The organism is Burkholderia sp. USMB20 (assembly GCF_000949135.2).
GTDB lineage: Bacteria > Pseudomonadota > Gammaproteobacteria > Burkholderiales > Burkholderiaceae > Burkholderia.
Window position 1 is genome coordinate 476,372 of sequence record NZ_JTAN02000019.1, and the last position, 21,185, is coordinate 497,556.

Sequence of the window (21,185 nt, forward strand, 5' to 3'; positions counted from 1 at the left end):
CCATGTGCCTGTGACGCATATACGCGCACATACCCGCACATACACGCACGTAGCGCGCCGCCGATGCTGACATAAAATAGAAGCTATTCCCGACTGAAAAAAGGGGGCCGACATGAGGCGCCTCTATTTCCTCGTACCCGACACGCAGATGGCGAAGGCGATCGTGGATGACTTGCTGCGCGCTCGCATCATCTGGCGCCATATCCATGTCCTCGCGGATCACAGTGTCACGCTCGAAGAGTTACCCGAAGCGTCCTTGCTGCAAAGCAGCGATGTCGTGCACGCGCTCGAGCGCGGCGTCGCGCTCGGCGGCGCAACGGGCGCGCTCATCGGCCTCGTCGCGCTCGTCTACCCGCCTGCCGAGCTCGTGATCGCGGGCGGCGCCGTCGTCGCATTGACGGTGGCGGGTGCGGGCTTCGGGGCGTGGACGGCCGGGATGATCGGCATCGCCGAGCCGAACGCGCGACTCGAGCGATTTCGGGAGGCGATCAAGGAAGGCCAGATTCTGATCATGGCCGACGTGCCGGCATTGCGGGAGCAGGAAATCGAGCAGATGATCGCCCAGCATTTTCCGAAGGCGGACCTGGAGGGCGGCGAGCCTACGTCACCGGTTTTTCCCTGACACGAGGAAACCGGCATGCACGGCGCGTGGGGCCGCACCCGCATCGAGCGGGTCGGCAGCAGGCAAGGGCAAAATCGGCATTCTTCCATTCATAAGATTTGTCGGTGTACTTAATTTACTCCGACACGCCGGCACGAGGACGATTCCATGACGGCCCCTGCCCTTTTGGCGTTGCATCCGGTGAGATGCCCGTGACCGCGCAACGTCACGGCCTCCGTTCCCGTGTCGCGCCGCCGACGCCCGCCGCACGCCGATCCTGAACAGAACACCGTACTGCCATGCGACGCGCAGGGTTTTTGCACCTTGCGTTGCCCCCCATATCTGCCATTCTGAATCGAATAGCCGACGTATTTTCGACGCGCGAACCGTCAGCAAGGAGGTCGTATGGAACTGCACATTCAATCGCACCATTGGCAACGGCGCATGCCGGACTGGCTCGCCGCGGCCGTGGCCGGGCTTGCGGGCGGCGCCCTGGTGATCGTGCTCGAATTCTTCTGGTCGACCATGGTGCTCGATGAAAGTCCGTGGCAGCCGACTCACAAGATCGCGGCGATGGTGATGGGCCGTGGCGCACTCGAACAGATGTCGGTGTTCAGCTTCAGCATCGTGGGAATGGCACTGCTGTTGCACTATGTGCTCGGCGCCATCATGGGGATGATCCTCGCCGCGATCATGGCGCCGTTCCGCTTCGATTCGAGCGTCGGCATGGAGGCCGTTATCGGGCTGGCTTTCGGGATCGTCGCGTACGTATGGAACTTCTACGTGATGACCGCCGTGTTCCCGTGGTTCATCTCGGAGCGGGGATCCGGACCGTTGCTGGCCAACCTGCTGTTCGGCGTGGTCACCGCCGTCGTCTACGGCATGCTCGAACGGCGCAAGCAGAACGCGATGCACTGACATGCCGGTGCTTCGCGCCGCGCGCGACGGCTGCCTCGACAAGCCAAGCCGGAGGCGGCCGTTTTGCTTGTCGTCGCGGCCGGTGGTGCCGTCCGTGGTGCGACGCGGGTATGGGGTGCTTCCCTCCTTCCTCTTGCGCTGCCTTGCACGATGCAAGGCAGCAGACTACCTTTTTCTTTAGAGCCGCCGACGCCGCCCGGCGAATCGGTCCTGGTGGATTGCCGGCAAACAATCGTACGAAATTCGGCAAGGCGGCACGACGATGCCCGGAGCGCCGGTTGGCGGCTCCGGCGAGTGACGCGCGGCGAGGCGGCCCATGGTGCTTGCGATTGCCCTGATCGTGATCATCGCGTTGGCGGTGGGGTTTCACTTTGCCAGTCCCTGGTGGATCACGCCGATCGCGTCGAACTGGGTGCGCATGGACGACATGCTGACGATCACGCTCGTCATCACCGGCGCGTTCTTCATCGCCATCAACCTGTTCATCGCGATCGCGCTGATGCGCTACCGCCACCGCGGCGGGCATCGCGCGGCCTACGAGCCGCACAACAGGCGGCTCGAATGGTGGCTGATCGGCCTGACCGCCGTCGGCGTCGCGGCGTTGCTGGCCCCCGGTCTGTTCGTCTATGCGGACTACATCCGGCCGCCGCGCAACGTGCTGCAGATGGAGGTGCTCGGCCGGCAATGGCAATGGCGCTTCCGCTTCGCCGGCCCCGGCGGCAAGCTGGGCACGACGGATGTGCGCTATATCGGCAGCGACAATCCCTTCGGCCTGAACCCCGCCGACCCCAACGGCCGCGACAACTACCTGATCGAGACGCCCGAGGTCCACCTGCCGCTGAACCGGCCGGTCCAGGTCCTGACACGATCGCTCGACGTGCTGCACGACTTCTATGTACCGCCGTTCCGTGCGCGCATGAACATGGTGCCCGGCATGGTGACGACCTTCTGGTTCACGCCGACCAAGGCGGGACGTTACGACATCCTGTGCGCGCAGCTCTGCGGGATCGGGCACGCCAGCATGCGCGGCGTGGTGGTCGTGGAAGACGAAGCCTCGTTCTCGCGCTGGCTCGCGCAGCAGACCACCTTCGCGCAGCGGCAGCAGGCCAAGGTTCAGGCCGCGGCGGCAACGCCAGGCGGCAGCGCGCAGGCGCTTGCCGACCAGGGCAAGGCGCTCGCCGCGGCCAAGGGCTGTCTCGCCTGCCATACCGTGGACGGCAGCCCGCGCGTGGGTCCGACCTGGAAGGGCCTGTACGGCAAGACCGAAACGATGGCCGACGGCAGCACCGCGAAGGTGGACGACGCCTATCTGCGCGCCTTCATCCGCGATCCGGCGGCCCGCGTCGTGAAGGGCTATTCGCCCATCATGCCGCATTTCGACCTGAGCGATCAGGAGCTGACCGCGCTGGTGACCTACATCGAATCGCAAGGCGGCCCGGCTGCCGGCAGCACGGCCAACCGCCAGCCCTAGCGGAGCAGACGCAATGCCCTACGCGCACCTCGACCACACCCCGAAAAGCTTCTGGACGCGCTATGTCTGGAGCCAGGACCACAAGGTCATCGCCGTGCAGTATGCGCTGACGGCCATCGCCATCGGCCTGGTCGGCCTCGTCCTGTCGGACCTGATGCGGTTGCAGCTCGGCTTTCCCGGCAAGTTCAGCTTCATCGACGCCAACCACTATTACCAGTTCGTCACCATGCACGGGATGATCATGGTGATCTACCTGCTGACCGCGCTGTTCCTCGGCGGCTTCGGCAACTACCTGATCCCGCTGATGCTGGGCGCGCGCGACATGGTTTTCCCGTTTCTCAACATGCTGAGCTTCTGGGTCTACCTGCTGGCCGTGCTGGTGCTGGTGGCGAGCTTCTTCGTGCCGGGCGGGCCGACCGGCGCGGGCTGGACGCTGTATCCGCCCCAGGCGATCCTGCCCGGCACGCCGGGCGTCGAATGGGGCATCGTGCTGATGCTCGTGTCGCTGGCGATCTTCATCGTCGCGGCAACCATGGGCGGCCTGAACTACGTCACCACCACGCTGCAGGCGCGCACGCGCGGCATGACGCTGATGCGCATGCCGCTCACGGTGTGGGGCATCTTCATCGCGACCATCATGGCGCTGCTGGCGTTTCCGGCGCTGTTCGTGTCGGCCGTGATGATGCTGCTCGACCGGACGCTCGGCACCAGTTTCTTCATACCGGCCGTGGTGTCGATGGGACAGTCGCTCAAGCACGCCGGCGGCAGCCCGCTGCTGTTCCAGCACCTGTTCTGGTTCTTCGGGCATCCGGAGGTCTACATCGTCGCACTGCCGGCCTTCGGCATCGCGTCGGACCTCATCAGCACCCACGCGCGCAAGAGCATCTTCGGCTACCGGATGATGGTGTGGGCCATCGTCGTCATCGGCGCACTGAGCTTCGTGGTCTGGGCGCACCACATGTTCGTCGCCGGCATGGATCCGTACTTCGGTTTCTTCTTTGCCACCACCACGCTCATCATCGCCATCCCGACCGCCCTCAAGGTCTACAACTGGGTGCTGACGCTGTGGCGCGGCGATATCCACCTGACCGTGCCGATGCTGTTTGCCATCGGCTTCATCAGCACCTTCGTGCTGGGCGGGCTGACCGGGCTCTACCTCGGCAACGTGAGCGTGGACATTCCGCTGTCGAACACGTACTTCGTGGTCGCGCACTTCCATATGGTGATGGCCGTGTCGCCGATCCTGGTGGTGTTCGGCGGCCTCTACCACTGGTATCCGAAGGTGACGGGCCGCATGCTCGACGACAGGCTCGGGCGCGCGCACTTCTGGATCACCTTCCTCGGCACGTACGCGATCTACTTCCCGATGCACTATCTCGGCATCCTCGGCATGCCGCGGCGGTATTACGCGTACGAGGGCTACAGCTTCATTCCGCATTCGGCGCAGACGCTCAACACGTTCATCACCGTCGCCGCGCTGATCGTGGGGGTCGGACAGTTGCTGTTCCTGTACAACCTGGCGTGGAGCCTCGTACGCGGCAAGCGTGCCGACGGCAATCCGTGGCGGGCCACCACGCTGGAATGGCAGACGCCGCAAACGCCGCCGGTGCACGGCAACTGGGGCGCCGCGCTGCCGGTCGTCTACCGTTGGGCGTACGAATACAGCCCGCCGGGACAAGCGGAAGACTTCGTCCCGCAAAACCAGCCGCCTGCAACCGCGCCGGAGCCGGAACCGGCCCGCCCGACGGTTCAACCCGGCGAGGCACGCAAATGACCACGCTGCCGCGCCCCTTCGTTCCCGACACGCCGCCGCCCGTCTTGCCGAATGCGAGCCGCGTCGGCCTGATCGTGTTCATGGCCGTGGCAACGGCCTTGTTTTCATTGCTGCTGCTCGCCTACGGCATGCGCATGCGCGAGCCCGACTGGCAGCCGATCCCGCATCCGGCGCTGCTGTGGTGGAACACCGGCGCGCTCGCGCTGGCCAGCGTCGCCATGCAGCGTGCCCGGCAGCTGACTGGGCATCGCCTGGCGTGGCTGGTGGGCGGCGGCGTGCTGGCCGCCGCGTTCGTGATCGGGCAACTGATCGCCTGGCGCATGCTGTCGGCGGCCGGGCAAACCGTCGTCGCCAATCCTTCCAACAGCTTCCTCTACCTGCTCACCGGCCTGCACGGACTGCACGTGCTGGGCGGGCTGGCAGCCTGGGCCGTGACGATCGCGCAGCGGCGGCGTATGGATCCGTTCCGCGCTCAGCGCGCCATTTCGCTGTGCGCGCTCTACTGGCATTTCCTGCTGGCGGTCTGGCTCGTGCTGCTGGCGGCAATGTGGTGGCTCACCCCCGCGGTTGTCGCCGCCATCTGCGGACCGCTGTATGGAGCCGCGCCATGACCTCGCCCCCGCTCCCGCCCGAATCCGCCACCACCCCGCCCGCCGACGCCGGGCCCGACGGCTGGCGCGGCATCGTCACGGACTGGTCGGCCGACCGCGAAGCCTTCAAGGTGCCGTGGGGCAAGGCGATGATGTGGATCTTCCTGCTGTCGGACACCTTCGTGTTCAGCAGCTTCCTGATCGGCTACATGTCGGTGCGCATGTCGACCACGGCGCCGTGGCCCGACCCGTCCAAGGTGTTCGGGCTCACCGTGGCCGGCGTCGAGGTGCCCTTGCTGCTGATCGCGATCATGACGTTCACGCTGATCACCAGCAGCGGCACCATGGCGATGGCCGTGAATTTCGGCTATCGGCGCAATGCCCGGCGCGCCGCCGCGTTGTTGCTGGCGACCGCGCTGCTCGGCGTGACCTTCGTGTCGATGCAGGCCTTCGAATGGACCAAGCTGATCGTCCATGAAGGCATCCGCCCGTGGGGCAACCCGCTGGGCGCCACGCAGTTCGGCGCATGCTTCTTCATGATCACGGGGTTCCACGGTTTTCACGTGACCTGCGGCGTGATCTACCTGCTGCTGATCGCACGCAAGATCCTGCAGCCGGGATTCACCGAGCACGGCAACTTCCAGATCGTCGAGATCGCCGGCCTGTACTGGCACTTCGTCGACCTGGTGTGGGTGTTCATCTTCGCGCTGTTCTATTTGTGGTGAGGCAGGCCATGGACCACACCGATCCCGCCGATCGACCCGACGCCGCGCACGGCCAGCAGCACCCGATCGGCATCTACCTGAAAATCTGGGGCCTGCTGTTCGTCCTGAGTACGTTGTCGTACCTGGTCGACTACTTCAAGGTGCAAGGCGTGGTGCGCTGGGTGCTGATCGTCGTGCTCATGATCGCCAAGGCCGGACTGATCGTGTCGATCTTCATGCACATGATGTGGGAGCGGCTGGCGCTGGTGTACGCGATCCTGATACCGCCGCTGTGCCTGCTGGTGCTCATGGTGCTGATGGCGGCCGAAGCGCATCACACGTTCGGCATGCGGGCGCTCTTCTTTCATTGATCGCGTCGCCGGTTCGTTCTTCCGGCGACGAACGCTTCGGATCACGTACGATCCGGCTCAGCTCGAGGAGGGGGATGGGGACAACGCGCGCCTGGCGCGTGCCCGCATGCAGCCGAACGTTTGGAATTGGACGCTGGCCAGCACGCAGGCATGTGTGACGAGAGGATGCGCACTGCCGCGAGCAGCGCGCATCCCCCTGGAGGGCGGCGATCAGTAGGCCGCCACCTTTTCGGTATTGCGTCGTTCCACGGACGTCCTGGATTTCGCCACTGCCGTGATGAACAACATGGTCGCGATGCCACCGGCGATCAGTGCCGGGTAAGCGGCCAGGATCTGGAGCAGGGAATACTTCCAGCTCAACGGGCGCCCGACGCCAAGCATTGCAGCATAGAACCACGAGACGGCGGAAATCACGCCCGCGAAAATGGCAACCATGCGCCGTTCGAACGAAAGCTTCAGCAAGGATCCCGCTTTCCGCAATGCCGGCAGGACCGCGGAGTGCAGCGCGATACCGTTGAAGGTCAGCAACGCGACGATGCCGATCTTGGCCTGCAGCTTGGGATTGCCGAGATACCGGAGACCCTGGGTCCGCATGTCGAACGCAATGATCGCGATGCCGGTGATCCAGAGAATCGTCAGCGCCAACGTGACGGTGCGCTGCAGGCTGGCCAGGTGAACCTGGGCAGGATCGGTAGGCGCGTCGGTATCCAGCAGTTGCCTGACCATCGCAATGTCGCTGGTCAGCACGAGACCAATCGCGACACAGCAGGCAATGAGATGAACATAGACGATTCCCATTCGTACGAATTCCATTTTCTGTCCTTTATCGGCGCGGTGCGCAAAGTTAAGTTGTACCGTCGTGAATCTGGGCGAATTCCGTCGATACACATTTAGGATTGCGACGCAAACATCAAAATTCGATCATGGATTCCGCTATCAAGCTGGCTCCAGTTCGGCATGACATGAACAACGTGGTGAGCCCATTCCGGTGCGTCTGGTCGCAACGGGCTGAATGCAGTCGAACCGACACCCATCGCGAGTTCGACCACTTGATCAAGCCCGCACGGCGTGCAGACTTGTAGTGTCGGATGGCTGGCCATCCGGGTATCCGGCATGCGTGACTTGCAGATTGAAAGGTCGCCCGACTGCCGGATGCTGCTGGGCGACGGGCAAAATTTAAAACAGCGAGCCCTGACGAATCAACCCGAGTTGTTACGAAATGCAAAGGACGTAACGAGCGCTGAATGCGCCGAGAGAAGGGTCGGACCGGGCGCAATTTCTGCTGATACGGAGTATGCGGAATTGTTCTGACCTGGATTCAGGCACTGATTGACGGGTCACGTCTTTTTACATTTGAGCGGTAAATAGTAAAGGGGTCGCAGTTCGGAGTGCATATTGCGAAACTTTCATATGTTGAATAGGTAAATTGTCGGTCATTCTGGATATTGTCGAGCATTGATTTTCTCAGACGAAACGCCAACGGCAGCGGGCGTTGATGCACCGGTCAGTGCCTGAAAATCTGCGCAGTTTGCCGAGAGATCTCCCGTCGCTTCCTTCGCATTACGCCGTCTGGCGGGGCTGAGCGTCAAACCGGCAGTAACGGCGGAGACACCGACCGGGTCGACATGACCAAAATCGGATGGCCCGAATTTTTTAGGGTATGGTTCCGCAATAAATCGAAGCAGATCGCGCGATCGGCCGAAAGAATATTTTTGACGACTGGCAGGAAGTAAAAATCGCGGACGTCAAAAATCAAAAATACCCTGATTACCCGAAATCAAAACCGTGCCTTGCAAATAACTTTCGATCAAGGCCGAGAAATCCCGCCGGGTCGAGATTCGTCGTCGATGGCGGCTGAGGAAGTCGCGCCTCATTCGCAAAGCGCCGCTCATGCGTCGGTTTGAGCGTTCACCAAACGCCGCTGCAACGTGCTCGTGCGCGTCGAGCGCGGTTGCCCCTCAGATTGCCTTCTCCCGGCAGTCCCCGTCGAATCCGGGAATAACCGTCGTGTGCTCACGGTATTGCAGGAAACACGAACCGGGTGACCCCTATGGACATCATCGACACGGCCCATGCAACGGATACCAAACAGGAATCGCCCGCGGTGCGCGCACCGTACCGTGAATCGAAAGTCCGGATGCAATCCGTGCTGCGCGGTTTCCAGCTCGGATCGGGCGTGGTGCTGCTGACCTATCTCTTTCTGCATCTGATCAATCACGCACTCGGAATCTGGTCACTCGAACTCGCCGGACGCGGTCTCGTGCTGGCGTTGCGGCTCTGGCGCAGCGCACCGGGGACGTTCGTGCTGTACGGTGCGGCGTCGCTTCATTTTGCGCTGGCGTTGCACACGATATACGGGCGCCGCCACTGGACCCTGCCGCCCGCCGAATGGCTCCGACTCTGGGCAGGCCTCAGCCTGCCGCTGCTGCTGATCCGCCACGCGGTGACAACCCGGCTCGCGTCCTCGCTCTACGGCTTCGAGCCGGACTACGAGCGTGTCGTCACCGTGCTGCTCACCAGCGGCACGCAGGGCCTGCAACTGGCCCTGCTCGCGCCCGGCTGGATACACGGATGTCTCGGCCTGTGGTTCCGGTTGCGCCATCAGCCGTGGGCGTGCCGCGTCAAACCCGCGCTGCTGGCATTCGTCGCCCTGTTGCCGTTGCTCTCCGCAGGCGGCTTTGTTCATATGATGCGCGTCGTCGAGGCGAAGGGCTCGCTGTATCTGCCCCCCGATCCGAAACTGGTTTCACACCAGCTCGCCCTTGACGCGTGGCGTCACTATCTCGTCACCCTCTACGTGTGCCTGATCATCGGCGCGTTGATCGCGGGCCTGTTGCGCAACCGCCTTGAACGTCGACGATTGCAGAACGCGTGACGAAGACCAGGAAGATCCGGCCGAGCCGCGGCGGCCGGCACGCCTCATCTCCGTCGATCAGGGTTGACGCTTGCCGCGACCACCGGCGGGTTTCCCGGCCGGCTTGCGTGAACCCGCAGCCGCCTTGCCGGCGGGTTTGCCGCGAGGCTTTTGCACGCTGAACGGACTGCCGCTCAACACGCTTGCCGCCTTACCCGCGGTGCCGGAACGCTGCCCCTCGGCCTTGCGCTTGCCCTCGCCACCTTGCGGCTTCGGCTTCTTGCCGGCCGCCGGCATGGCACCCGCCCCACCTTGCGGCACCTTGGGCTTCTTCGGCTTTTTGGGCTTCTTGATGATCTGCCCCGTCGCGCTGGTTTCCGGCACGCGGTGTTCGGCTTCGAAACCCGGCTCCTCTTCACGGCGCAGCGTCTGCCGGATCAGCGCTTCGATCGCGGCCAGCTGCGGCGCTTCATCGGCGCACACCAGCGACACCGCCACGCCGCTGGCGCCCGCGCGGCCGGTACGGCCAATACGGTGCACGTAGTCTTGCGCGACGATCGGCAGATCCACGTTGATCACCAGCGGCAGGTCGTCGATATCCAGCCCGCGCGCCGCCACATCGGTCGCGACCAGCATCTGCACTTCGCGCGTCTTGAAGCGCTCCAGCGCACGCAGGCGCGCGGGCTGCGGCTTGTCGCCGTGGATGGTGTCGACCGCATAGCCCGCTTCATCGAGCATCGCCGCCAGGTAGTCCACGCCGTTGCGGGTCTTGACGAACACCAGCGCGTGGTCCCAGTTGTTCTCGGCCACCAGGTGCATGAAGAGGTCGGGCTTGTTGCGCTTGTCCACCGGCACCACCCACTGCTTGATTTTGCTGGCCGTGACGTTGGGCGGGCTGACGCTGATATCGACCGGGCTGCGCAGAATGGTCGCCGCCATCGCGCGGATATCGTCGGTAAACGTGGCGGAGAACAGCAGCGTCTGGCGCCGGGCGGGCAACGCAGCAAAGACGGCGTTGAGTTCGCGCGCAAAACCCAGATCGAGCATCCGGTCGGCTTCGTCCAGCACCAGCGCCTGCACCTGATCGAACTGCACCGCGTTCTGCCGGTTGAGGTCCAGCAGACGGCCCGGCGTGGCAACGAGCACATCCACGCCCTTGCGCAGCTTCATCATCTGCGGGTTGATGCTCACACCGCCGTAGGCGGCCAGGAACCGCAGGTCGAGGCCCTTGCCGTACGCGACGAAGCTCTGCAGCACCTGTTCGGCCAGCTCACGCGTGGGCACCAGCACCAGGACACGCGCACGGTTGCTGGACACCGCCGGCCCGTGTTGCACCAGCCGCTGCAGCAGCGGCAGCGCGAAACCCGCCGTCTTGCCGGTGCCGGTCTGCGCCGCGGCCATGACGTCCTTGCCGCCGAGCACCGCGGGAATCGCCTTGGCCTGCACCGGCGTCGGTGTCTGGTAATTGAGGTCCTGCAGATTACGCAGCAAGGGATCGATCAGGCCAAGCGAGGCAAAAGACATGGACGTGTTCCGGGCTAAAACCGCAATTCTAGCCGTTACCGCCGCCGCGACCGCATCGCCCGGGCCGAACGCCGCGCCGCGCGATGCGGCGTCACCGGTCCTGTTTCGACGCGCCGCGCGTGAACGGCTGCGGCCGCCTGCCCGCCGCCTGGCGATCGATCATCCAGCCGGGATAGCCGGCAGGCACCGCACTGACCGCATCAAGATGCGCGAGTTCGTCCCCGGTCAGCGCGACCTCGGCCGCGCCGAGATTGTCTTCGAGCTGTTCGACCCGCTTGGCGCCGATGATGACGCTCGTGACATGCGGCTTGGCGAGCAACCATGCGAGCGCGATCCGCGCGACCGACACACCTCGCGCGTCGGCGATGGCGCGCATCGCGGCAACGCACGGCCACGCCCGCTCGAGATCGACCGGCGGGAAATCGAAATGGCTGCGCCGCGATCCTGCTTCGGCCGGCGCCCCGGGGCCGAACTTCCCCGAAAGCAGTCCCCCGGCGAGCGGCGACCAGACGAGCAGGCTCATCTGCTCGTCGATCGCGAGCGGCACCAGTTCGTGCTCGACGTCGCGTCCGGCGATCGAATAGTAGGCCTGCAGCGTCTCGAAGCGCGTCGCATGGAGCGCCTGGCTGAGCCCGAGCGCCTTGCCGATCTTTCCGGCGCGCCAGTTCGAGACGCCGACATGGCGAACCAGCCCCTGCCGCGTCAGATCGTCGAGCGCCCGCAGCGTCTCTTCGATCGGCGTGACGGGGTCGTTCGCGTGTATCTGGTAGAGGTCGATGTGATCGACCTGGAGCCGTTCCAGGCTTCGCTGCACGGAATCCATGATGTGGCCGCGCGACGCCCCCTGATCGTTGGGCTTCGGGCCCATCACGCCCGCCGTCTTCGTCGCCAGCACGATCTCGCCGCGCGGCACGCCGAGGTCCCGGAGCGCCTGTCCGACGAGGCGTTCCGACTGACCGAACGAGTAGATGTCGGCGGTATCGATGAAGTTGATGCCCTCGGCCAGGGCGCGGGAAATCAGCCGGGTCGCGTCGTCCTGGCCGACCGCGCCGATCGACGCCCACATGCCGGCATCGGCATTGCCGCCCAGCGTCATCGTGCCGAGACACAGCTCGGAGACATACAGGCCGGTGCGGCCCAGTTGCTTGTATTTCATGGCCGTTTCCTCATGGTCGGCTGGAAAGCATGCGGTGGCGTCCGGTCAGGCGCCCCGCACGCCGGGATGTCAGCTGATTCGCGCGTGCCCTGCCCGAAACTGTCCGGCGATCGTTGCGACGCGTGCGCCATAGCGGCGTGCCGTCTCGAGATCCCCCGGCGACATCTCGTCGGGCGACGCGTCGGCCGGCGTCTGCGCCATCGGCGCGAGATAGGACCCCATGCGATTCAGGTCGTCGCGCATCGACGCCTTCAGGTTCGCCGGCTTGATGTCCATGCTCACCCAGACACCGCCGTGCTGCCCGGCGAGCAGCACGAAGTATTCGAGCGTATTGAGCTTGTCGCCGTTGACGCTCGCGCTATTGGTGAAGCCGCCGAAGATCTTGTTGCGCCACCGGCCGTCGAACCAGGCCTTCGACGATGCGTCGGCGAACTTCTTGAACTGCCAGCTGGGGCCGCCCATGTAGGTCGGCGAGCCGAACAGGATCGCGTCGGCGCCCGCGAGCGTGTCCCACGCGTCCGGTGCGATGTTCCCGTCGGCGTCGATTGCGACGAGGACGGCGCCCGCGCCCTCGGCGACAGCCGTTGCCATACGCTGGGTATGCCCATAGCCGGAGTGGTAGACGACGGCCGTCTTAACCGGTGCGATGTGTTGTGTCATGGTTGCGCCCTTTCGTTCAGTTGGTCGTCGGGAGACGACATCGGAAAGCACTCTACTGAGTCGCAATTGAGTTATAAATGACGGCCGATTGAACGTTCTGTTACTCACCGAGTGAACAATGCAAAACCTCGATGCGCTGTTGATCTTTGCCCGTGTCGCCGAAATGACGAGCTTCACGCGGGCAGCCGAAAGCCTGGGCATCCAGAAGGGACGTGTCTCGATGGTGATCCGTCGACTCGAGCGCGACGTGGGCGTTGCGCTGTTGCATCGGACGACGCGGAGCGTGCAGCTGACCGAGGACGGACGCGCGTTCTATTCGCGCGCACGGGACCTGCTGGCCGAAGTCCAGGCATTGCAGTCGATGTTCTCCGGCAACGGCTCGCGACTGCGGGGAAGATTGCGCGTCGACATGCCGACCGAACTGGCCCGCAGTGTCGTGGTTCCCGCACTCCCGCAACTGATGGCCGCGCATCCAGAGCTGGAACTGGAGCTGTCGAGCACCGATCGGCGAGTCGATCTCGTCCAGGAAGGCTTCGATTGCGTGATCCGTCTGGGCCCGATCGTGGACGAGACGCTGATCGCGCGACCGTTGGGCCGGCTGCGCATGATCAATGCGGCGAGCCCCGGCTACCTGGCGCGGTACGGCGTACCGCATACGCTCGACGATCTGCTCGGCCAGGGACACCGGATGGTCCACTACACGCTGACACTCGGGGCGCGTCATCCGGGATGGGAGTGCCCGAACGGCACCAGCTATGCGTCGCTGCCGTTGCCGAGCGCGATGCAGGTCAACAGCGTGCAGACCTATCACGCTGCCGGGCTGGCCGGCATCGGCTTGATCCAGGCCGGATATTCAGGGGTCGCGACTCACATCGAAAGCGGCGCGCTGGTGGAGGTGCTGCCCGATCTGCGCCCGGAGCCGCTGGCCGCGTGGCTCGTCGTGGCCCATCGACGCAATCTGTCGCCGCGCGTTCGGGCGTTCATGGACTGGATCGAGCGGGTGCTGGAGCCTTATTTCGACTGAGAGCGGCGCGGCGGATTGGCTCGGGGGGCATGGCCCGCGGCCGGGAAACCGATGAGGCCGCTCATGCGATTTGGCCGGGCCGCCGACATGGTTTGACTGCAAGCTGCGCCGTAACCGGCGACCTCGCGTCGTGACGCCGCAGCTAATCCTTCGGCGCGGGCGGCAGAGGAATCCAGTGCGTGTACGCCGACTGCAGCAGCGCGACGTCGTCGAATCGAGCGACGACCGCAAATCCTCGTGAATCCCACGCCAGCACATTAGACGCCGAGTCCGCATCTTGACGCGTCGGGCAGTGCTGATCCGCCGGAATCCAGTTCTGGCCCTGACGTGCCCCCTGCCATCCATCCCACGCGGCCGCCGCGCGTGTTCCCGTGACATAGCCGCCTTGGTCCCGAACGCGATAGGCCAGGTCGGCGCGATATTCCACCGGCGCGTCGCGGAACCACCATTGTTCAAAAAGCTCTCTCTCGGTGCTCACCGACTTCTCCAGTGACGCAGCTTCAGCTTGAATCCGCGGCCGCGAATTCGGCTACGCCCACCACCGTGCAATTCGCGTTCCTGCGGCATCGCAGGCTGACTTCGTCGCCCATCATGCCGAATCGGACTGCCCTCGGCGCGGCGCGAGCCCAGCCTTCCACCCCGTCAGCATATCGCGATGTGCTGCAACGATGCTGTGCGGCACGCGGCATCGTCGTCATGGATAGCGCCATGAGTCGAAGTCGCTTGCTGGCTACCATGCGCCGAACTTCGCTTGAATGTCAAAGCATCGACACGTTCCCGATTTGGCACGAAGCGCAGCGAAATCACGCTCCGGTCAAGTCGATGCCGCGGGGATGGCAGTCGCAAAAGTCAAAGGTACTCACGGAGTACGAATTGCCCATGAATCGACTGGAAACGTGGTGTTTATAGGCGAATTTGCCCGACTGTCGACGAGCATACTTGAGACCGCGACGACCATCCCGCACACGCCACCGAACTTCAGCTTTCCCGTGCGTCGGACCGCACGAGACCCGCCCGCACCTTGACGTCAGAGGGTCATCAACAATCGCAACTGGTGTTCGGTTTCCGTTCCCTTGACCAGCGCATAACATCGCGTCTCCCGTCGCTCGATCACTGAAAGGCCTTCCGCATCGGAGAAGGTGTTCCATACGACGCCGTCGATACTTGCCCATTCTCCGCGGGTTCGCGCAAAGGCGCGCAACAGCGGACTGGCTTCACGGCGCAGAACGACACGGTCCGCATTCAGCACACAGGTCGACCAGCCACCGCGGAGGATCAGGTAACAGGGTACCGAACGGTGATCAATTCTCGTGAGCACAGTTGTTTCTTCCATTTTCATCGCGACGAGGTCCAACGGTTCGCATTGCAGACGAAGTTATCGAGCCGATCGAAGCGTGCGCGGCCACGGCCGGATGGTGAAGCCGGCCGGATCGCGACACATCCCGACGGCGGACGCTTCTGCTCGTGCGGCCCCGCACGGCAGCCCCGCTCGCGACAACCAGACAGGGAGGAGCCCATGCTCTTCAATACGACACGCTTCCGGATCGATCCGACGCCCCGCAGGGCCGATGGCGAGTACATCGCACATGCGAGAATCACCACGACGCTGCTGGACGGAGGTGAGAGAGAGGTGCATTCCAGCGGCGATCTGGCCGGCTTCGATGCGCGCGACGATGCGATTGCGTACGCGACGCAATGGGCGCAGGGATGGCTGGCCGCTCAATTTGGCTGAAGGCAAGAAGGCGGTGGCGCAGCTGTGGCTCGAGCGTCGGGCATCGTGGCTGCGTTACCGCCTGGGATGCTTCATTTCCTCGGCTTCCATCGCGGCGAGTCGCTCTTCACTTGCGGATACGGGTTCCATGGCTTCGTCGATCGAAGTCAATGCATATTCGCAGGCCAGCTTCACTTCTTCAACGGTAGTCTCCGGCTGCTCGTCGTCGCCAGGCGGCGGGGAAAGCATGTCTGCGAGCATCATGGCCAACTCGGGGGTGTCCCATGGTTCGCCCTTTTGCGCCTTCTTCTTTATATAGTGCCGGATTTCCGCATCTTGCTCGGGCGAGAGCGGAAGGTGTCGAAACGTGTTGCCTGGGTTAGCGTCAATCATGTGTTGCTCCGAAATTCGAATGCGACTCCCGTGGGCTGCTCCCTGCCATGCGCGTGCACCCGGAACAAGACGAGAACGAAGGAGCAGCTTCCTATTTTCGGCAGCGCGAATCCTGAATGCGTTCGAGGCGGACCAAAAGCTCGTCAACCTGCAGTGCGAGGACCTTGCTTCGCTCGGATTGTGTGCGGAGCTTGTCGAGCTTGACTCTCCAGTACGCGGGATCGTTCACGGACGATCGGTTGATGAAGGCGTGTTGCGCTTGCTCGAGCAGCCCGACCGATCGTCTGATATGGGCCAACTCGCGTTCCGCGTCGCAGTACCAGCTCATGCTTGCCGCCTTCTGATCATGATTTTCATCCTGGCTTGCTGCACGGCGCGACTGGCGTACCGATCAATCTTCCTGCCGGTGCGCGGCGGCCGGCCGGCATGCTGCCTGCGTCGTCCGGCCGCCTTACCGCATGCCGGGGATCGGGATGGCGACGTAAGCCCCGTGGCCGGCACGTTGTTCCCGCCGTTCTTCTAGTACATCTTGCGGGGCGGCAACATGCGCTTCGCCCGCAAGCGCTGCCGGGCAACGGCACTGGCCTTTTTCCGCTTGCGCTCCGTCGTGGGCTTCTCGTAGCTGGTGCGACTGCGCAACTCGCGAATCAGCCCGGTCTTCTCGATACTGCGCCGGAAGCGCCGCAGCGCGACATCGAGGGGTTCGTTGATCTTCAGTGTGATGGTTGTCATGTAATGCCTGTTGGAAAACTTTCGACGGAAAAACTAGCCGAGTCGTGTCATGACGGTGCTCGCTATCGCGTCGGATTCGAACTCCGAATACCCGGCTCCGATCGAAAATGCGCGCACCGCCGCGAACATCTGCAGCTCTTGTTGATGGCACCGCGCAGAATGGGTCATTCCAGCGGGCAGGACAGCATCGCTCCGCGTGAGCTTGCACCGCTGGACCAGATCGAGAAGCTCGTCGACGATCATTTCGCCCTCCAAATTGATGGCAAGTCACGCTGCCATGCGAGTCGTGTCAGACGGCGTCCGAAAAGAAGCTCAGCTTTTCGCGATCGTCGTCAATGACGCGCTCGGCATAGCGCAGCGACGCACGCCGTGCGTCACCGGCCGTGTCGAACGGGCCGTCGCCGACGAGCCTGAAAGTCTGGCTCTGCGTCAGCGTGTCGGTGGTGCCGCGAAGACAAATCTTGACCGCTGCGTCGAAGCCGGCCTCGTAGTTGTGCGGCAAGCCATCCAGCGCAGGCACGTGCGGGTAAATCAGTGGATAGATCTCGAATCCACGGTAGATATGCATGCTCATCATGAACTCCTGACGATCGCTTCTCGGCGACTCGCAAGGACGAGCGTAGGCAGCCAGCATCGCCTGATGCATGGCGCGACGGGTCGTGGTGAAAGGGACAAACGTTGCGCGCGAGGCAATGCGCGACGCAACACGGTGGCAGGTGGAGGGCGAGCGGTCGAACAGCAAACGGAGGCTCGAACGAAACCATCATACGCGCATCGTCGATCGGGTGTCCATTTTATTTCGACCGCGACGAGGCAGATGACGAAGTGCGTTGTCGCGCCGTGATCGCGGCTCACCCCATGCCGTCGTGCCCTCGTTCATCGAAACGCTTTCGACGTGGCGAGTCGACCAGATGAAGACCACGCCGATCACTGCCGTCGACGAGCATCTTCCCGGCGACCAAACTTTTGCATCTCCACCATCTTCCGTCAGTCGACCGAATACAGAAGCAACTTCGCCTAATGCAAGCCGCCGAGGCATGCACGCACCCATTCATTGATCCGACGATAGCGGACAGCCGTGGCCACCCCGACTCACGCCGCCGATCATTCGCCGGCGGCGGCGTTCGATCCGGCGTTGACGGCTGCAGCCAGCGCGGCGATCCGCTCGGCGCGCAACAGCACCGGCCGATCGACCATCTTCCCGTCGACCGTCACCACGCCGCCATTCGAATCGCGCATCGCATCGAGCACGCGCCGCGCCCAGCGCGCTTCGTCGTCGCTCGGTCGAAAGCATCGGTGCACGAAGCCGATCTGCTTCGGATGGATGCACAGCTTCGCGCCGAATCCCAACTGCTTGCCGTTGAATGCATCGCGCGCGATACGCTCGCCGTCATCGATATCCGGCGTCACGCCGTCGACCGGCGATTCGATCCCGGCCACCCGCGAGATCAGCACGAGTTGCGAGCGGAAGTGATTGAGCGAAACGCCATCGTCCGACATGCCCATGTCCGCGATGAAATCGAGCGTGCCGAACATCAACCGCTCGACGTACGGCGCTTTCGCGACATCGAGCGCGTTCCACATGCCGTGTGCGCTTTCGATCAACGGATAGACCGGCACACGCCGGCGCGCGAGCGCAACGGCAGCGCACACGTCGTCGGCACGCTCGGCCTTCGGCAGCACGATACCGGCCACGCCCTTCAACGCGCCGAGCGCGGCATCCGCGTCGAACCATCGCGTGTTCCGCGCGTTGATCCGCACGAGCACCGGATGCTCGGGCGAAACCCACGCCGCTATCGCATCGCGCGCCGCCACTTTCGCCTCCGGCTCGACGGCATCCTCGAGGTCGATGATGATCGCATCGGCGCCGCTTGCGAGCGCCTTGTCGAAGCGCTCCGGCTTGCTCCCCGGCACGAACAGATACGACTGGGCCTGCGCCACGCGGCCACCGCCGGCGCGCATCGCGGCATCAGACGGCATCGACCACCTCCGGAACCCGTTCGAACAGATCGCCGACGAGGCCGTAGTCGGCCACGCTGAAGATCGGTGCTTCCGGATCCTTGTTGATCGCGACGATCACCTTCGAATCCTTCATGCCGGCCAAGTGCTGGATCGCACCCGAGATGCCGACCGCGATGTACAGCTGCGGTGCGACGATCTTGCCGGTCTGGCCGACTTGATAGTCGTTCGGCACGTAGCCGGCGTCGACTGCCGCGCGCGAAGCGCCGAGTGCCGCCGACAGCTTGTCGGCCAGCGGCTCGAGAACCTTCGTGTAGTTCTCGCCGCTGCCCAGGCCGCGGCCACCCGACACGATGATGCTCGCCGACGTCAGCTCCGGACGGTCCAGCTTCGTCACTTCACGGCTCACGAATTGCGACTTGCCGGCGTCCGCCGCGGCTTCGATCTTCTCGATCGCTGCGCTGCCGCCTTCCGCTGCCACCGGATCGAAACCCGTCGCGCGCACCGTGATGACCTTGATCGGGTCGCTCGACTGCACCGTCGCGATCGCGTTGCCCGCGTAGATCGGGCGCTCGAACGTGTCGGCACTGTCAACAGCCGTGATGTCGGAGATCTGCGCGACGTCCAGCTTCGCGGCGATACGCGGCGCGATGTTCTTGCCGTAAGCCGTTGCCGGCGCGAGGATGTGCGAGTAGTCCTTCGCGATGTTCAGCGCGGTCGCCTCGACGTTTTCCGCGAGGCCCGCTTCGAGTTGCGGCGCATCGGCCAGCAACACCTTCGACACACCTGCGATCTTCGCTGCTGCATCGGCCGCACCTTGCGCGTTGTGGCCCGCGACCAGCACGTGAATGTCGCCACCGATCTTCGCTGCCGCCGCCACCGTGTTCAGCGTCGCGGCCTTGATCGACGCGTTGTCGTGTTCTGCAATCACCAGAATCGTCATTTCTTTCCGCTCCCTCTTACAGCACCTTGGCTTCGGTCTTCAGCTTTTCGACCAGCGTCTTCACGTCCGGCACCTTCACGCCGGCCGCGCGCTTCGGCGGCTCGGCCACCTTCAGCGTCTTCAGACGCGGCGCGACATCCACGCCGAGGTCTTCCGGCTTCACCGTTTCCAGCGGCTTCTTCTTCGCCTTCATGATGTTCGGCAGCGTCACGTAGCGCGGCTCGTTCAGGCGCAGGTCGGTCGTGACCACCGCCGGCAGCGACAGCGACAGCGTTTCCGCGCCACCGTCGACTTCACGGGCCACGGTTGCCTTGCCGTCGGCGATCGTGACCTTCGACGCGAACGTCGCTTGCGGCAGGCCGGCCAGCGCGGCCAGCATCTGGCCCGTCTGGTTCGAATCGTCGTCGATCGCCTGCTTGCCGAGGATCACGAGTTGCGGCTGTTCCTTGTCGACCAGCGCCTTCAGGATCTTCGCGACTGCGAGCGGCTCGACGCTGTCGTTCGACTCGACGAGGATCGCGCGATCCGCGCCGATCGCCAGCGCCGTACGCAGCGTTTCCTGCGCTTGCGTCACGCCGACCGATACCGCGATCACTTCGGTCGCCACGCCCGCTTCCTTCAGGCGCACCGCTTCTTCCACCGCGATTTCGTCGAACGGGTTCATCGACATCTTCACGTTCGCGATGTCGACGCCCGTGTTGTCCGACTTCACGCGGACCTTCACGTTGTAATCGACCACTCTTTTCACTGGCACCAGGATTTTCATGCACACGCTCCAAAGTTACGAATACGACCAGAGGCCATTCTATAGCGAGGCCTCATGACTGCGCGGCCAAGCGGACCAATCCATCGCGGCTATCGAGGATAGCGCGCCTCTCCGGCGCGCCGGCAATAGCGAACGGTCGTTCTATTTTAAAAGAGAAAAAACCCGGACGCAAAGCCCGGGTTTTCGATCATCGACTCTAATCGTCACCGGGCGCGCCCCGCATCACGTGTTACCAGGCAGCGATCACCGCGCCGCCGAACTTCTGTTCGATGAACTGCTTCACTTCCGCGGAATGATAAGCCGCGACCAGCTTCGCGACCCACGGCTTGCCCCGGTCGGCCTCGCGAATCGCGAGAATGTTCGCGTACGGGCCGGTCGGGCCCTCGATCGCGATCGCATCCTGTTTCGGTTTCAACCCCGCTTCCATCGCGTAGTTGGTATTGATCGCCGCCGCGTCGACGTCGCCGAGCGAGCGCGGAATCTGCGCCGCATCGAGCTCGACGATCTTCAGCTTGCGCGGGTTGTCGACGATGTCGAGCGGCGTCGCCTTCAGCCCGGCGTCCGCGCGCAGCTTCAGCAGCCCCTGCTTCTGCAGCAACAGCAGCGCACGGCCGCCGTTGGTCGGATCGTTCGGCACCGCGATGCGCGCGCCCGGCTTCAACTCGGCCAGCGACTTCACCCGCTTCGAATAGATGCCCATCGGGAACGTGACGGTCTCCGCGACCTTGATCAGCTTGTAGCCGCGATCCTTCACCTGCGCCTGCAGATACGGATCGTGCTGGTAGCTGTTCGCGTCGAGATCGCCGGACGCGAGCGCCGCGTTCGGTTGCACGTAATCCGAGAATTCGACGACGCGGATGTCGAGGCCGCCCTTGGCCGCGACCTTCTTCACCACCTCCATGATCTGCGCGTGCGGGCCGCCCGTCACGCCCACCTTGATGATTTCGGTCTGCGCGTGCGCGCTCGCGAACAGTGCGGCCGCGCCGAATGCGGCCGCGAACTTCAGCATGAAGCGTCGTTGCATCCTATCCCCC

25 protein-coding genes are annotated in these 21,185 nt (G+C 64.0%); 10 read left to right on the top strand and 15 right to left on the bottom strand.

Going from position 1 to position 21,185, the window contains the following annotated elements:
- The first annotated feature begins 112 nt into the window (after positions 1-112).
- The 7 genes from PL79_RS26685 (at position 113) to PL79_RS26715 (ending at position 6,429) form a co-directional block, all read left to right on the top strand.
- Positions 113-622: a hypothetical protein gene (locus tag PL79_RS26685; protein ID WP_044846925.1), complete on the top strand. Its 510-nt coding sequence runs from the start codon at positions 113-115 to the stop codon at positions 620-622.
- A 384-nt stretch (positions 623-1,006) separates the two neighbouring features.
- Complete coding sequence (locus PL79_RS26690; protein WP_044846926.1) at positions 1,007-1,519, top strand: hypothetical protein; 513 nt, start codon at positions 1,007-1,009, stop codon at positions 1,517-1,519.
- Positions 1,520-1,835: 316 nt separating this feature from the next.
- Positions 1,836-2,990 carry a c-type cytochrome gene (locus tag PL79_RS26695; protein ID WP_044846927.1) on the top strand — a complete coding sequence of 385 codons (1,155 nt, stop codon included), beginning with the start codon at positions 1,836-1,838 and terminating at the stop codon, positions 2,988-2,990.
- Positions 2,991-3,003: 13 nt separating this feature from the next.
- Positions 3,004-4,764, top strand: coding sequence for a cytochrome c oxidase subunit I (gene ctaD, locus PL79_RS26700; RefSeq protein ID WP_044846928.1), 1,761 nt, complete (start codon positions 3,004-3,006; stop codon positions 4,762-4,764).
- Positions 4,761-5,375 (top strand): cytochrome c oxidase subunit 3, encoded by a 615-nt coding sequence (locus PL79_RS26705; RefSeq protein ID WP_044846929.1) that lies wholly within the window; start codon positions 4,761-4,763, stop codon positions 5,373-5,375. The genes ctaD and PL79_RS26705 overlap by 4 nt, the downstream gene beginning before the upstream one ends.
- The gene (locus PL79_RS26710) at positions 5,372-6,079 is read left to right on the top strand and encodes a heme-copper oxidase subunit III family protein (protein WP_044846930.1); all 708 of its coding nucleotides are present in this window, start codon (positions 5,372-5,374) and stop codon (positions 6,077-6,079) included. Before PL79_RS26705 ends, PL79_RS26710 begins: the two co-directional genes overlap by 4 nt.
- An 8-nt stretch (positions 6,080-6,087) precedes the next feature.
- Positions 6,088-6,429 (top strand): cytochrome C oxidase subunit IV family protein, encoded by a 342-nt coding sequence (locus PL79_RS26715; RefSeq protein ID WP_044846931.1) that lies wholly within the window; start codon positions 6,088-6,090, stop codon positions 6,427-6,429.
- A gap of 210 nt (positions 6,430-6,639) precedes the next feature.
- Here PL79_RS26715 and PL79_RS26720 read toward each other — a convergent pair whose 3' ends face one another.
- Positions 6,640-7,242 (bottom strand): hypothetical protein, encoded by a 603-nt coding sequence (locus PL79_RS26720; protein ID WP_044846932.1) that lies wholly within the window; start codon positions 7,240-7,242, stop codon positions 6,640-6,642.
- A 1,324-nt stretch (positions 7,243-8,566) separates the two neighbouring features.
- Between PL79_RS26720 and PL79_RS26725 the strand changes: the two genes are divergently transcribed.
- The gene (locus tag PL79_RS26725) at positions 8,567-9,304 is read left to right on the top strand and encodes a hypothetical protein (protein ID WP_044846989.1); all 738 of its coding nucleotides are present in this window, start codon (positions 8,567-8,569) and stop codon (positions 9,302-9,304) included.
- A gap of 57 nt (positions 9,305-9,361) precedes the next feature.
- Here PL79_RS26725 and PL79_RS26730 read toward each other — a convergent pair whose 3' ends face one another.
- From PL79_RS26730 to PL79_RS26740, 3 genes are all read right to left on the bottom strand, one after another.
- A complete protein-coding gene (locus PL79_RS26730; RefSeq protein ID WP_044846933.1) occupies positions 9,362-10,807 on the bottom strand; it encodes a DEAD/DEAH box helicase in 1,446 nt (481 codons plus the stop codon).
- 91 nt (positions 10,808-10,898) lie between these two features.
- Positions 10,899-11,963 carry an aldo/keto reductase gene (locus PL79_RS26735; protein WP_044846934.1) on the bottom strand — a complete coding sequence of 355 codons (1,065 nt, stop codon included), beginning with the start codon at positions 11,961-11,963 and terminating at the stop codon, positions 10,899-10,901.
- 69 nt (positions 11,964-12,032) lie between these two features.
- A complete protein-coding gene (locus PL79_RS26740; RefSeq protein WP_044846935.1) occupies positions 12,033-12,623 on the bottom strand; it encodes a flavodoxin family protein in 591 nt (196 codons plus the stop codon).
- Positions 12,624-12,741: 118 nt separating this feature from the next.
- Here PL79_RS26740 and PL79_RS26745 point away from each other — a divergent pair, with 118 nt between their 5' ends.
- Positions 12,742-13,647, top strand: coding sequence for a LysR family transcriptional regulator (locus PL79_RS26745; protein ID WP_044846936.1), 906 nt, complete (start codon positions 12,742-12,744; stop codon positions 13,645-13,647).
- A gap of 142 nt (positions 13,648-13,789) precedes the next feature.
- On the opposite strand, the gene PL79_RS26750 is transcribed toward PL79_RS26745, so the two are convergent.
- On the bottom strand, positions 13,790-14,125 hold the full coding sequence (locus tag PL79_RS26750; RefSeq protein ID WP_082088641.1) for a hypothetical protein: 336 nt from the start codon (positions 14,123-14,125) through the stop codon (positions 13,790-13,792).
- 549 nt (positions 14,126-14,674) lie between these two features.
- Positions 14,675-14,986, bottom strand: coding sequence for a hypothetical protein (locus PL79_RS26755; RefSeq protein ID WP_082088649.1), 312 nt, complete (start codon positions 14,984-14,986; stop codon positions 14,675-14,677).
- Between the two features lie 177 nt (positions 14,987-15,163).
- On the opposite strand from PL79_RS26755, the gene PL79_RS26760 reads away from it, so the two are divergent.
- Positions 15,164-15,379 (top strand): hypothetical protein, encoded by a 216-nt coding sequence (locus tag PL79_RS26760; protein ID WP_044846937.1) that lies wholly within the window; start codon positions 15,164-15,166, stop codon positions 15,377-15,379.
- 54 nt (positions 15,380-15,433) lie between these two features.
- On the opposite strand, the gene PL79_RS26765 is transcribed toward PL79_RS26760, so the two are convergent.
- From PL79_RS26765 to PL79_RS26805, 9 genes are all read right to left on the bottom strand, one after another.
- Positions 15,434-15,751 (bottom strand): hypothetical protein, encoded by a 318-nt coding sequence (locus PL79_RS26765; RefSeq protein WP_044846938.1) that lies wholly within the window; start codon positions 15,749-15,751, stop codon positions 15,434-15,436.
- Between the two features lie 91 nt (positions 15,752-15,842).
- Entirely contained in the window at positions 15,843-16,079 is a 237-nt protein-coding gene (locus PL79_RS26770) for a hypothetical protein (RefSeq protein ID WP_044846939.1), read from the bottom strand.
- Positions 16,080-16,270: 191 nt separating this feature from the next.
- Positions 16,271-16,483: a 30S ribosomal protein S21 gene (rpsU, locus tag PL79_RS26775; RefSeq protein ID WP_044846940.1), complete on the bottom strand. Its 213-nt coding sequence runs from the start codon at positions 16,481-16,483 to the stop codon at positions 16,271-16,273.
- 33 nt (positions 16,484-16,516) lie between these two features.
- A complete protein-coding gene (locus PL79_RS26780; protein ID WP_044846941.1) occupies positions 16,517-16,726 on the bottom strand; it encodes a hypothetical protein in 210 nt (69 codons plus the stop codon).
- 46 nt (positions 16,727-16,772) lie between these two features.
- Complete coding sequence (locus PL79_RS26785; RefSeq protein ID WP_044846990.1) at positions 16,773-17,057, bottom strand: hypothetical protein; 285 nt, start codon at positions 17,055-17,057, stop codon at positions 16,773-16,775.
- A gap of 530 nt (positions 17,058-17,587) precedes the next feature.
- Complete coding sequence (locus PL79_RS26790; RefSeq protein WP_044846942.1) at positions 17,588-18,463, bottom strand: HpcH/HpaI aldolase/citrate lyase family protein; 876 nt, start codon at positions 18,461-18,463, stop codon at positions 17,588-17,590.
- Positions 18,453-19,385 carry an electron transfer flavoprotein subunit alpha/FixB family protein gene (locus PL79_RS26795; protein WP_044846943.1) on the bottom strand — a complete coding sequence of 311 codons (933 nt, stop codon included), beginning with the start codon at positions 19,383-19,385 and terminating at the stop codon, positions 18,453-18,455. The genes PL79_RS26790 and PL79_RS26795 overlap by 11 nt, the downstream gene beginning before the upstream one ends.
- 16 nt (positions 19,386-19,401) lie before the next feature.
- Positions 19,402-20,151: an electron transfer flavoprotein subunit beta/FixA family protein gene (locus PL79_RS26800; RefSeq protein WP_044844823.1), complete on the bottom strand. Its 750-nt coding sequence runs from the start codon at positions 20,149-20,151 to the stop codon at positions 19,402-19,404.
- Positions 20,152-20,380: 229 nt separating this feature from the next.
- Positions 20,381-21,175, bottom strand: a complete 795-nt coding sequence (locus tag PL79_RS26805; protein ID WP_044844824.1) for a MetQ/NlpA family ABC transporter substrate-binding protein — start codon at positions 21,173-21,175, stop codon at positions 20,381-20,383.
- Positions 21,176-21,185 lie beyond the last annotated feature (10 nt).